Below are 12,975 nucleotides of genomic sequence, written 5' to 3'. Positions count from 1 at the left end.
TCTCTTGGATCTTCAGATAAAAACTTCCAAACCTGTTTTCCCCAATGCATGACTTTATCAGGCAGTGACATTTGGTTTGGATACCAGTAGTCCAAAATATCTTCGAGCGGAATCGATACTTGTGACCCCGTCATATCCTCGACAATCAAGGCATAGTCAGAGAGCTGAAGTCGTAAACCATCAAGTTGCAAATCTAACGTCGCAAGCGCTTTTTCTATCTGCTCTTTTTTCGTCTGATTTTCCTTTAAGAAGCTTTCTGTCAGCGTGTCATTCAATTCATGCTTGCGCTTTTCTAATCGCAACTGCTCTAGCTTCCAACCAAGCTCTTTAAGCTGATCGACCACCAAAGAATCAATCTCATGGCGCAGAGTTTCTGCATCATCAAGCTTTTTATTTAGTATCGATTGAATATCACTGGTGTATATATTATCGCCATCTTGAAACGCCACCAGCTTACCAAAGAAATAACCACCGCTACTGCGCTCTATCACCGCCCACTCTTTTGGCGTCGTGGGCTCATCCAACTGCATTTGCAATACGGAGATAAAATCGGCGGGATACAACTCTCGGTTAGCGATTTTGATGTTGAGTCGCGTGGCAAAATCTTCATCGTCTTCTAACTGTTGTGCTGCGCTTTCAGGCAAATAACTCTTCGGTACAAAGCTGCGCTCATACACTTGACCAATCAGAATAGTATTTTCATGTAGCACTTCACCTTGTACAGGAGTCAGCGCTGCAACATTCCACTGATACAAGGGCGCTGGCCAAAAGTAAGTCAGGCCTTTCCAGCCGATAAGGAGTAACAACCCTAATACCGACAACAAACTGATGCTGACTGCACCGCCTGTTAGCCATATCCACGGTGCGCCAGAACGAATCCAATTTAACACGTTATTACTCGCTCTTTATTCAAACCATTATTACAACGCACGGTACTTATCTCTCAGTCTCTGACGAACCCACTCCGCAAGCGCGTTTACTGCAAACGTAAACACAAATAAAATCAATGCAGCTAGGAACAGCAGGCGATAATGCGAACTTCCAACTTCCGACTCTGGCAACTCAACGGCGATGGTCGCCGACAGGCTGCGCAATCCTTCCAAAATATTCCAATCCATTAATGGCGTATTGCCCGTTGCCATTAATACAATCATGGTTTCGCCAACAGCGCGTCCCAGGCCCATCATAATGGCAGAAAAAATACCTGGGCTTGCAGTAAGCAAGACAACATAGATTAAAGTTTGCCAAGGCGTGGCCCCTAATGCCAAAGAGCCATCCGATAAATGCTTCGGTACAGAGAAAATGGCATCTTCGGCAATGGTAAAAATCGTCGGGATAACAGCAAACCCCATCGCTAACCCCACCACCAATGCATTGCGTTGATCGTAACCAATACCATGCTCGGTTAAGAATAAGCGCATATCGCCACCAAAGAACGTCTGCTCAATCGTAGGCGAAATCCACACTCCAAGCCCAATCAGTACCAATATGACAGGCATGAGCACTAAAGCATGCCAACCATTAGGCAGACGATTCCGCAAAGGTTGCGGTATTAATGCCCATAGCCCGCCCATAATCATGGTGCTCAAGGGCAAAACAAACAGCATAACGACGATCGTAATCAAATGATCTTCGACAATAGGCGCGAACCACAATCCCGCGAGGAAACCTATGATCACCGTCGGCAGTGCTTCCATTAGCTCAATCGACGGTTTTACTACACGACGCATGCGTGGCGACATAAAGTAAGCCGTATAAATAGCACCTAGCACTGCGAGCGGTACTGAAAACAGCATCGCAAACATCGCCGCTTTTATCGTTCCAAACGCAATAGGTACTAGGCTGAACTTAGCCTCAAAGTTATCGCTCGCCGAAGTCGATTGCCACACAAATTCAGGCTCAGGATACCCTTCGTACCACACTTCTTGCCATAATGAAGACAATGAAATTTCCGGATAGGCATTGTCCACTTCCGCAACATTTAACGCATTATTTTGCCAAGTGATTAAGTAGCGTTCATTGTTAGACATTGCTGCGATTGCGGGCGCTTGATTGTACGCACGCTTAAACAACACCAGTTTTTCACTGGTTGTATAATGGCTTTGCAACGTGCCGTTGGTGTAAAAGCTATAAAATCCTTTTCGATGAGAATCCGGCAACAAATACTTAAGCTCTGATGCCAATTTAAAATCACGAATATGCGTTAACGTGCGTTTTTCTTCTTGCAGCGTATCAAACCATTGCGACACCCGACCATCGTTGTGCGTCACCAAAAGCGAGTAAGCACCAGCCAATAAGTCTATCGTACGAACGGAATGCTTCTTATCACCTTGAGTGAGATCGACCACCTCTCGCACAGCAAATTTACGTGCGGTTTTCTTTAACACGATCAACTCAGAGCCATCGCGCAAATAAAGCGTTTCACCGTCAGGTGTCAACAACATTTGCTGAGGCGTATTAAAGCCTGAAGAGAACGTAAAATCGATCGTTGTAGGAGGCGTACCCAAAGACGAAGCCACTTGCCAGCGAGCTTTCACTTCACCGCTTTGCTTCTGCCAAACAATCGTTGGTAAGGGCGTCGAAGCTGCAAATACAAACTGAGTCACAGGATCTTGAGGCGTACTTAGTGTCAGATCCATGCTGGTGTCTAGCTCAATCACTTCCGGAGGACGTGTATTTTCTCTCAATGTGGCATTAAATTCTGGCTTGAAAAGGTTCGCTTTACCCTGCCCATCAACAAATCCATACCAACCTAGCCCAGGAGCAGATTGAGAGAAAGCGACGGGTTTCTGGACGATTTGCTGTGTATACACCGCAGGTTTCGTAGGATCGTCCATCGACAAATATTGAATCTCACCACTTTGGGTTAGAACGAACGCGAGCTGAGCGTAATCATCCACTGAAATCGCAAGTGGTGTTTCAATATGAGTGGCTCGAATGGCTTGGTTGGTTTTGATCTCCGCATCAGAAAAAAGCGGAATGATCACCATGGCGAGGTAGACAAAGATCAAAATAAGCGCCGCGAGTACGCCGACACCACCGGATGTCACTGCAAGTCGAACTAAACGATCTTTTATCAGTCGTTTCTTATCTTTTTCCTGCAATGAAAACTCGGCTTGTGCCATTTATATCTCTACCTTTTTTGACTTAGTACTAGAATATGTCGTTAAGATGACAATTATATTACAGATCACATTAAACACCTGAAAAGAATACAACTCTTATGCAATGCGTGGTATGAAATAAATCTGTAATGAAAATCTCATAATGTTCTCACTCATCCATTTTTCCAAGATGAGTACGTAATACTTCACTTTTGGCTAGGTAAGGTTATGAGCGCAGAAAAACTATATATAGAAAAAGAGCTGAGTTGGTTGTCTTTCAACGAACGAGTATTACAAGAAGCTGCCGATAAAACCGTCCCTTTGATCGAACGTATTCGCTTTCTTGGGATCTTTTCCAACAATTTAGATGAATTTTACAAAGTACGCTTTGCGGACGTGAAGCGCAGAATCCTAATCAGCCAAGAGCGCGGTGGCAGTGATAGCCCTAAACGACTGTTAACCAAAATGCAGTCGAAAGCACTAAAGCTTAACGAACAATTTGATGAGCTTTACAGCGAGTTGATTCGAGAAATGGCGCGACGTCGCATTTTCTTGGTCAACGAGCAACAACTGGATGAATCGCAACAAAAGTGGATCGCGAAATACTTCCGTAGAGAGGTAATGCCGCATATCACTCCCCTCCTAATGAAAGACGAGATCGATGTTCTGCAATTTCTCAAAGACGAGTACGCTTACATCGCCGTGGAACTGCGTAAAGAAGAACATTACCAGTATGCTCTGATCGAAATTCCGACCGATCACCTTCCCCGCTTTGTGATGGTACCAGAACAGAAAGGAAAGCGTCGAAAAACCATCATCTTACTTGATAATATTATCCGCCACTGTTTGGACGAGCTGTTCAAAGGCTTTTTTGATTATGATGAGCTTAGCGGCTATGCGATGAAAATGACGCGTGACGCTGAATACGATTTACGCAATGAAATCGAGTACAGCTTGCTTGAACAAATGTCAGAGGGTGTCAATCAGCGACTGACAGCAAAGCCCGTTCGCTTCGTCTACGAACGCGATATGCCGCCTCAAATGTTAGAGTTTCTGTGTAACAAACTTAATATCTCTAACTACGATAACCTTATCCCCGGCGGACGCTATCACAACTTTAAAGACTTCATCGGCTTTCCAAATGTTGGACGAGAGTATCTTGAAAATAAACCTCTCCCGCCAATGAAATGTGCCGATTTCGAAGGTTATGCCAACAGCTTTGACGCGATTAAAGCGAAAGATATTCTGCTCTATTATCCCTACCACACTTTTGACCACATTAGTGAGTTAGTGCGCCAAGCCTCCTTCGATCCCAAAGTACTTAGTATCAAGATTAACATTTATCGCGTCGCGAAAGATTCTCGCTTGATGAACTCTTTAATTGATGCGGTGCACAACGGCAAAAATGTCACTGTGGTCGTCGAACTGCAAGCTCGCTTTGATGAAGAAGCCAATATCGAATGGTCAAAAGTATTAACCGAAGCGGGTGTGCACGTCATCTTTGGTGCGCCTGGTCTTAAGATTCACTCAAAGCTACTGATGATTAGCCGCCGCGAAGGTGAAGAAATTATTCGCTACGCACACATCGGCACAGGCAACTTCCATGAGAAGACGGCACGAATTTATACCGACTTCTCCCTGCTTACGGCAGATCAAGAAATCACTAATGAAGTCCGTAATGTCTTCGGTTACATTGAGAATCCATACCGACCAGTGAAGTTCAATCACCTTATGGTATCTCCTCGTAATTCTCGAACCCAAATCTACCGCTTAATCGATAATGAAATTGCGAATGCCAAGCTAGGGAAAAAAGCCGCTCTTACGATCAAGGTCAATAACCTAGTCGATAAAGGCATCGTCAATAAGCTTTATGGAGCAAGTACTTCCGGTGTAAAAATAAACATGATAATTCGAGGCATGTGCTCATTAGTACCGGGCATTGAGGGGATCAGCGACAATATTCGCATCATCAGTATTGTTGACCGCTTTCTTGAGCACCCTCGCGTGGTGATCACCCACAATGATGGCGATCCGCAAGTTTATATCTCCTCCGCAGACTGGATGACAAGAAATATTGATCACCGTGTCGAGGTAGCAGTACCAGTCCGTGATCCACGTTTGAAACAGAGAATTATTGATATAACGAATATCCATTTTACCGATACAGTAAAGGCTCGTTTTATAGATAAAGAAATGAGTAACGCTTACGTACCACGAGGTAATCGCAAAAAAGTTCGCTCTCAAATCGCTATCTATGACTATCTTAAAAATATAGAAAAGCAAACTAGAAAACAAAATTCAGATGCCTCAAATACTTGAACAAGATACTCGCTACATTGCCGCGATAGACCTCGGCTCAAACAGTTTCCATATGGTGGTGGCCAAAGTTGTCGGCAGTGACCTACAACTGGTTAGTCGTCATAAACAACGTGTTCGCTTAGCATCAGGACTCGACAGTGAATTGAACTTAAGTCACGCCGCAATGGAGCGTGCGCTAGAATGCTTAGCCATGTTCGCTGAAAGGTTGCAAGGGCTTGATGAGTCAAATGTACGTATCGCCGCCACACACACACTAAGACGCGCTAAAAATGCCCACCTTTTCATCGAGCGTGCGAAAGAAGTGATGCCTTTCCCAATAGAAATTATCCCCGGAGAAGAAGAAGCCCGCCTGATTTACTTAGGCGTCGCGCACACTCAAGTAGAATCCAACTCCAAACTAGTCATCGATATCGGAGGCGGCAGTACCGAGATGATTATTGGACAAGAATTTGAGCCTGAGCTTCTCAACAGTAAACAGATGGGATGCGTCAGTTTTACAGAGCAATACTTTAAAAACGGCAAACTGTCAGGAAAAAACTTCAGCAAGGCGATGTTAGCGGCCGAACAAAAACTCGAGTCCATCGCTTCAACATATCGTAAAAAGGGCTGGGATATTGCTCTCGGCTCATCAGGAACCATCAAAGCGATTCAAGAAGTGCTAGTAGGATTAGGTTTTGAAGATGGCCTGATCACAGCGAGTCGACTGGATACACTTATCGAAACTCTGTGTAAATTTGATTCCATTGAAGATATTGAGCTGGCGGGTCTAACAGAAGAACGTAAACCCGTATTCGCAGCAGGCGTAGCGATTTTGTCCGCGATTTTCAAAGCGCTTCGCATTGAGCAAATGTTTTTCTCCGATGGTGCTCTACGCGAAGGCCTGTTGTACGAAATGGAAGAGCGTTTTGCACGCTCCGATATTCGCATGCGCACCACAGAAAATTTAGCCAACAAGCACCGAGTCGACTTAGAGCATGCCGCTCGTGTTAAGGGGCATGCACGTGAGATGTTATGTCAGGTACGCTCTGAACTAGGCATTAAGAAAAAGAGTGAATTATTTGACTTACTAGAGTGGGCAGCGTTGCTTCATGAAGTCGGATTAAGTATCAACTTGCGTAGTTTCCATCGCCACTCTTTTTATATTCTGTTGCACTCCACCCTACAAGGCTTCAACCGTGAGCAGCAATTAGTGCTTGCAACATTGGCTCGCTTCCAGCGTAAAGCGCTCAAATTGCAAGAACTACCAGATTTCAACCTCTATAAACAGAGTGACGTTATAAGCCTCATCAAAATATTACGACTTTCTATCGTATTAAATGGGCAGCGTAATGAAGATCCATTGCCTGATATCACCTTATCTATCAAAAATGACGAATGGATTCTCACATGCACAGATGAAGCATGGCTAGAAAACAATAAATTACTTCACGCGGATTTACAGGAAGAACAAGAACGTTGGGACAGCGCGAAGTGGACACTCACTTTCTGATCTCGTACTGCCCATACTTAAATAAAAAGTCGGCTTACAGGCCGACTTTTTTTAACTCTTCTTCTGCAAAGTCTGCCGTAATGGGCACATAACCATCTTTCTCAACCAACGCTTGTCCCTGAGCAGAAAAGATAAAGCGAATAAATTCAGCTTCAATTGGTGTTAATGGGTAATCAGGGTGCTTATTCACGTAAACATATAAGTAACGTGATAGTGGGTACTTACCACTAACAATATGTTCTCGCGTTGGAGTCACGTAGTCATTTCCCATTTTAGCCACAGGGACTAAGCGCACACCTGCCACTCGATAACCGACACCGGAATAACCAATTCCACTGATGGTTGACGCTACAGCTTGCACAACTGACGCGGAGCCTGGCTGCTCGTTAACTCGGGTCTTGAAATCGCCGCCACACAAGGCATTACTTTTGAAGTAACCATAAGTTCCAGAAACGGAGTTACGACCAAACAACTGTACGTTTCGCTTTGCCCACTGTGATTCAAGACCGAGTTGCTGCCAGTTTGTGACAAATTGACTTTCACCACAGCGTAGCGTGGCAGAAAACAAAGCATCTAATTGACTAAAGTTAAGACCTTGAATTGGATTATCTTGATGAACAAAAATACCGATTGCATCGATGGCTACCCTAAGCGCCGTTGGCTTGTAGCCATGTTCACGTTCAAACGCTTCAACCTCTCTTAAACGCATAGGGCGGCTCATGGGACCAAACTGAGCTGTTTGTTCGGTCAATGCTGGAGGGGCAGTAGAAGAGCCAGATGCTTGGACTTGCGCATTAATATTCGGGTAAATGGATTTAAACTCTTCAACCCAAAGCGTTGTCATACCCGCAAGTGTATCGGAGCCAACAGAGAGCAAGTTCCCGACAATCCCCGTCGTTTTATGATAACTCGGCAATGGTTTATCTTGAGCGGCAGCCATAAAAGAACAAACAAGCGCGAATAAACTGAATGTTTTTGCTAATCGTAAAGCCATTATTTCACCACCAAACGCTCAGGCAATACGAAAGAAAACTTACTACCCACGCCTACTTCACTGTGAATTTCTAAATGAGAGTCATGGTGACTCAGCGCGTGTTTTACAATGGCAAGCCCTAAACCACTTCCACCAGTATCACGTGATCTTGCTTTATCCACTCGATAAAAACGCTCAGTAAGTCGGTGGAGGTGCTGAGGTTCAATACCATCACCACTATCTTCCACCTCTAAGCATGCGCCTTGAGAGGTCTGGAACCAACGAACATTAATGTTCGCACCAGGCGGTGTGTATTTGACGGCATTATAAACGAGGTTAGAGATAGCACTACGTAACTGGTCATCATCGCCCAGCACGCGTAGGCTAGCATCAACATCAAATTTCAATTTATGTTGGTTGTCCCCACTAAGGCTAACCGCCTCTTTTTCTAACACTTCAAGCATCGCGGGCACATTCACGACTTCCTCAAGCTCATGCATAGGTGCCGCTTCAATTTTAGATAGTGTCAGTAGTTGGTTCACCAAACTGTTCATGCGGTTAAGCTGCTCCGTCATGACACCATGAGCTTTGCTCCACATAGGACCCACGACCATATCAGGATCTTCTGTCATCTCAAGATAACCTTGTAGCACCGTCATTGGTGTACGCAGTTCATGAGATACGTTGGCAAAGAAGTTGCGACGCATTCCCTCAAGTTGTTTTAACTGGCTAACATCACGCACCACCATCAAATGTTCACCTTCGGTATACGGTACGATACGTAGTTCTAGCATGCGTTCGACATTGAGTGGTGAACGCATTTCTAATGGCTCTGAAAAGTCTTTCTTGTTGAGGTACTTGATAAAATCAGGTGTACGAATGAGATTGGAGATAGGTTGACCTGAATCTTCTGGCCAATGGAAGCCCAGTAAGTGCTGAGCCAGCTTGTTGCACCAAACAATATTGCCTTCAGCACGGAATACCACTACCGCATCGGGTAGCGATTCTGCACCATTTCGGAATCGACGAATAAGATTAGTAAGCTCTTTTCGTTTGCGGCGTTGGCGCTGTTGTAAGCGATACAACCCATTGAACAAAGATTCCCAGTTACCGCTACCAGATGGTGGCGTGAGGCGTTTTTCATCCCATAACCAAGAAGATAAACGTACTTGGTTATGCAAATGCCACACAAGCTGCAATGCCGTAGCAGCCAAAAGCAACCACGGCATATAACCGAATATCCAACCTACTATCACCCATGGGGTGTAAAAAAAAGCCAGCTCCCAAGCCAGCTTTTTCCACGTTAATCTTTCAACCACTCATAACTCCAGAAATGGTACCGATAAGCTGCGTGTTAATTTATGCCTTCGTCGAGAAGCGGTATCCAGCACCACGAACAGTTTGGATCAGCTTATCATGCCCTGCAGCTTCCAATGCTTTACGCAGGCGGCGAATGTGAACATCAACCGTACGGTCTTCGACATACACGTTAGTGCCCCAAACATTGTTTAATAGCTGCTCACGGCTGTATACGCGTTCTTGATGCGTCATGAAAAAATGAAGCATCTTAAATTCTGTTGGGCCCATGTCTAATGGCGCATCATTAGCCGTAACACGGTGCGATACAGGGTCAAGCTTCAATCCCTGTACATCAATTACATCTTCTAGTGCAGTAGGGGTAACGCGACGAATCACCGCTTTTAGGCGTGCAACCAACTCTTTAGGAGAGAATGGCTTAGTAATGTAGTCATCCGCACCGACTTCTAAACCGCGCACTTTATCTTCTTCTTCACCACGAGCGGTAAGCATCACAACTGGAATGTTGCGCGTTAATTCCTCTCGCTTCATATGTTTGATGAAGTTAATGCCACTACCGCCTGGTAACATCCAATCCAGTAAAACTAAATCAGGGAAGGGTTCAGCCAGTTTGGTTACTGCAGTATCGTAATCTTCCGCTTCTACCGCTTGGTAACCTTTCTGCTCAAGTACGAAGCACAGCATTTCGCGAATAGGAGCTTCGTCTTCAACAACCAGAATCCTTCTAGACATAATTGAGTAACCTTATGTTCGTTGAGCTAATGAATTTAAGAGACAAAGCGCCTCTCTATGCATAAGCATTATCACTACCAATTATGACACTTTTGTGACCTTTGAAAACAAATTTTCATATAACTTTCTTTTGAGGTTCATTCGGATATTTTTCATTTCTATTAAGACATCAGCACAAAAATTCCCTATGATTAGTCCCTTGTCATCAAGCCTAGAGAAGATTTATGTGGTTTAAAAACTGTCTGGTATACCGCGTTAACCGCGAGGTTACTTTTAACGCCGAACAACTAGAAACTCAGCTGTCTGAATTCCGATTCACCCCGTGTGGCAGTCAAGACAAACAGAAATTTGGCTGGGTCAGTGCAATGGGTAGACATGGCGATATGATGACTCACGTGTCAGAAAACCGCATTCTGATTTGCGCCAAGAAAGAAGAGAAAATGCTACCTGCCTCTGTGATCAAAGAATCATTGAATGCAAAAGTAGAAGCAATGGAAGCGCAAGAAGGTCGTCCTCTGAAGAAGAAAGAGAAAGACAACCTGAAAGATGACATCGTAATGGATTTACTGCCGCGCGCATTCAGCCGCAGCAGCCACACTCACGTGCTCATCATGCCAAAAGAAGGTTTTATCCTTGTTGATGCAAGCAGCTATAAAAAAGCAGAAGATGTATTAGCATTGCTTCGTAAAACCATGGGTAGTTTACCTGTTGTTCCTGCTATTCCAGAAGTGGCGATTGAAACTACGCTAACCGAGTGGGTGAAAAGCGGTGACACACCTCAAGGTATCAGCATGATGGACGAAGCTGAGCTAAAATCCGTACTTGAAGAAGGTGGTGTGATTCGCTGTAAGAAGCAAGAGCTAACCACTGATGAAATCCGCAACCACATCGCTGCGGATAAAGTCGTGACAAAACTTGCGCTTAATTGGCAAGATCGTATTGAGTTCATTATGACGGAAGATGCAGGCATCAAACGTCTAAAATTCTCTGATGAATTGAAAGATCAAAACGATGATATTCCACGTGAAGATCAAGCAGCTCGATTTGATGCAGACTTCTCTCTAATGTGTGGAGAGTTCAGTGCTTTCCTTCCCAACCTATACGATGCGCTAGGCGGCTTAGCGAATCCTAACACATAATATTGTATAAAGGTTAACCATAACGCCCTCACTTTTTTTGAGGGCGTTTTTCTATCTGAAGCACAATTACCCTAGTCACAGTTCACATTTTGACGTAAAATTTGCGCCCCATTTCCATTAGGTGGAATTGGCCTGACTTGTGATCAGATAAAAGAGAATTGAGCAATGACAACTGAGAAAGCATTCGTGCCTGAGCTACTATCTCCAGCGGGCAGCCTGAAAAACATGCGTTACGCATTCGCCTACGGGGCAGATGCAGTTTACGCTGGCCAACCTCGCTACAGCCTTCGCGTACGTAACAACGAGTTTAACCACGAGAACCTAAAAATCGGTATCGATGAAGCCCACGCCCTAGGCAAAAAGCTTTATGTGGTATGTAACATTCAACCACACAACTCGAAGCTAAAAACGTTCATCCGTGATCTTAAGCCAATCGTAGAGATGGGTCCTGACGCATTGATCATGTCAGATCCAGGCCTAATTATGATGGTTCGTGAAGCTTTCCCAGAAATGCCAATTCACCTTTCTGTACAAGCGAACGCTGTAAACTGGGCGACCGTTAAGTTCTGGGCAGCGAATGGCGTGGAACGTGTGATCGTTTCTCGCGAGCTATCTCTAGAAGAAATCGAAGAAATTCGTGAGCATTGCCCTGAAACTGAACTTGAAGTATTCGTTCACGGTGCATTATGCATGGCTTATTCTGGTCGTTGCCTACTTTCTGGCTATATCAACAAACGTGACCCTAACCAAGGCACTTGCACTAACGCATGCCGCTGGGAATACAAAGTTGAAGAGGGTAAAGAAAACGACGCTGGTGACATCGTAGAGAAATTCGACCCGACGGAAGCACAGCCTGTCGAAGTACAAGACGAGCGTCCTGAAACCACAATTGGTCGCGGCAAACCAACAGATGAAGTCGTTCTACTTTCTGAAGCACACCGTCCAGAAGAAAAAATGGCAGCTTACGAAGACGAGCATGGTACTTACATCATGAACTCTAAAGACCTACGAGCGGTTCAGCACGTTGAACGCTTAACTAAGATGGGTGTTCACTCATTGAAAATTGAAGGTCGTACTAAATCGTTCTACTACTGCGCACGTACCGCTCAAGTTTATCGTAAAGCAATTGATGATGCTGTAGCAGGTCGACCATTCGATGAAAGCCTAATGGGTACACTAGAAAGCCTAGCTCACCGTGGCTACACTGAAGGCTTCCTACGCCGCCATACACACGATACTTACCAAAACTACGATTACGGTTACTCAGTCTCTGATGCTCAACAGTTTGTTGGTGAATTCACTGGCAAACGTCGTGGTGACATGGCTGAAGTAGAAGTAAAAAATAAGTTTCTTGTCGGTGATAGCCTTGAACTAATGACGCCAAAAGGCAATATTGTTTTCACGCTAGAGGCAATGGAAAACCGCAAGTCAGAGTCTATTGAAGACGCGAAAGGAAACGGTCACTTTGTATTCATTCCAGTACCAGCAGAGCTAGATTTAGAATATGGCCTATTAATGCGTAATCTAAACTCAGGGCAGGACACCCGTAACCCGACTGGTAAGTAACCATGGCCTTGCTCATTACTGATAAATGCATTAACTGCGACATGTGTGATCCCGAATGCCCCAATGGGGCAATCAGTATGGGAGAGAGCATTTTCGAAATTGATCCAGCGCTATGTACAGAGTGTAAGGGGCATTACGAAAAGCCGACCTGTCAGTCAGTGTGTCCAATTACAAAATGCATAATCACTGATCCGAACCATGTCGAAACTGAAGAGCAGTTGCTTGAAAAATTCGTGATTATTCAAGGGTTAGCATAAGAGCAATTAGGTTCAACTTTGGCATCAAAATTGAACCTTTTCTCAACCTGATTTTTCAATAGGGATAATATTGCAGAAC

9 protein-coding genes and 1 pseudogene are annotated in these 12,975 nt (G+C 44.6%); 5 read left to right on the top strand and 5 right to left on the bottom strand.

What is annotated here, in order from left to right:
* Together IQR33_RS09360 and IQR33_RS09355 are read right to left on the bottom strand one after the other, a co-directional pair.
* Nucleotides 1–890, bottom strand: a pseudogene (locus IQR33_RS09360) (phosphate ABC transporter, permease protein PstA); the annotation flags it as partial.
* A gap of 30 nt (nt 891–920) precedes the next feature.
* A complete protein-coding gene (locus IQR33_RS09355; RefSeq protein WP_053302966.1) occupies nt 921–3,125 on the bottom strand; it encodes an ABC transporter permease subunit in 2,205 nt (734 codons plus the stop codon).
* A 207-nt stretch (nt 3,126–3,332) separates the two neighbouring features.
* Between IQR33_RS09355 and ppk1 the strand changes: the two genes are divergently transcribed.
* Together ppk1 and ppx are read left to right on the top strand one after the other, a co-directional pair.
* Entirely contained in the window at nt 3,333–5,423 is a 2,091-nt protein-coding gene (gene ppk1, locus IQR33_RS09350) for a polyphosphate kinase 1 (RefSeq protein ID WP_193843659.1), read from the top strand.
* A complete protein-coding gene (gene ppx, locus IQR33_RS09345) occupies nt 5,407–6,912 on the top strand; it encodes an exopolyphosphatase (protein ID WP_033905789.1) in 1,506 nt (501 codons plus the stop codon). Before ppk1 ends, ppx begins: the two co-directional genes overlap by 17 nt.
* 34 nt (nt 6,913–6,946) lie before the next feature.
* Here ppx and IQR33_RS09340 read toward each other — a convergent pair whose 3' ends face one another.
* The 3 genes from IQR33_RS09340 to phoB are packed head-to-tail and all read right to left on the bottom strand — an operon-like array spanning nt 6,947 to nt 9,934.
* Nucleotides 6,947–7,906: a PstS family phosphate ABC transporter substrate-binding protein gene (locus tag IQR33_RS09340; protein ID WP_025768852.1), complete on the bottom strand. Its 960-nt coding sequence runs from the start codon at nt 7,904–7,906 to the stop codon at nt 6,947–6,949.
* The gene (gene phoR, locus IQR33_RS09335) at nt 7,906–9,204 is read right to left on the bottom strand and encodes a phosphate regulon sensor histidine kinase PhoR (RefSeq protein ID WP_005383667.1); all 1,299 of its coding nucleotides are present in this window, start codon (nt 9,202–9,204) and stop codon (nt 7,906–7,908) included. The genes IQR33_RS09340 and phoR overlap by 1 nt, the downstream gene beginning before the upstream one ends.
* A 40-nt stretch (nt 9,205–9,244) precedes the next feature.
* Nucleotides 9,245–9,934, bottom strand: a complete 690-nt coding sequence (gene phoB, locus IQR33_RS09330) for a phosphate regulon transcriptional regulator PhoB (protein WP_005381752.1) — start codon at nt 9,932–9,934, stop codon at nt 9,245–9,247.
* Nucleotides 9,935–10,158: 224 nt separating this feature from the next.
* Here phoB and rdgC point away from each other — a divergent pair, with 224 nt between their 5' ends.
* The 3 genes from rdgC (at nt 10,159) to IQR33_RS09315 (ending at nt 12,896) form a co-directional block, all read left to right on the top strand.
* Nucleotides 10,159–11,073, top strand: a complete 915-nt coding sequence (rdgC, locus tag IQR33_RS09325; RefSeq protein WP_193837474.1) for a recombination-associated protein RdgC — start codon at nt 10,159–10,161, stop codon at nt 11,071–11,073.
* A gap of 165 nt (nt 11,074–11,238) precedes the next feature.
* Nucleotides 11,239–12,639: a tRNA 5-hydroxyuridine modification protein YegQ gene (gene yegQ, locus IQR33_RS09320; protein ID WP_005381754.1), complete on the top strand. Its 1,401-nt coding sequence runs from the start codon at nt 11,239–11,241 to the stop codon at nt 12,637–12,639.
* Between the two features lie 2 nt (nt 12,640–12,641).
* On the top strand, nt 12,642–12,896 hold the full coding sequence (locus IQR33_RS09315) for a YfhL family 4Fe-4S dicluster ferredoxin (RefSeq protein ID WP_005381763.1): 255 nt from the start codon (nt 12,642–12,644) through the stop codon (nt 12,894–12,896).
* Nucleotides 12,897–12,975 lie beyond the last annotated feature (79 nt).

It is taken from the genome of Vibrio sp. OPT46, assembly GCF_015163535.1.
GTDB lineage: Bacteria > Pseudomonadota > Gammaproteobacteria > Enterobacterales > Vibrionaceae > Vibrio > Vibrio alginolyticus.
Note: the sequence above shows the minus strand (reverse complement) of the source record. Positions and strands in the feature narration are given on the sequence as shown.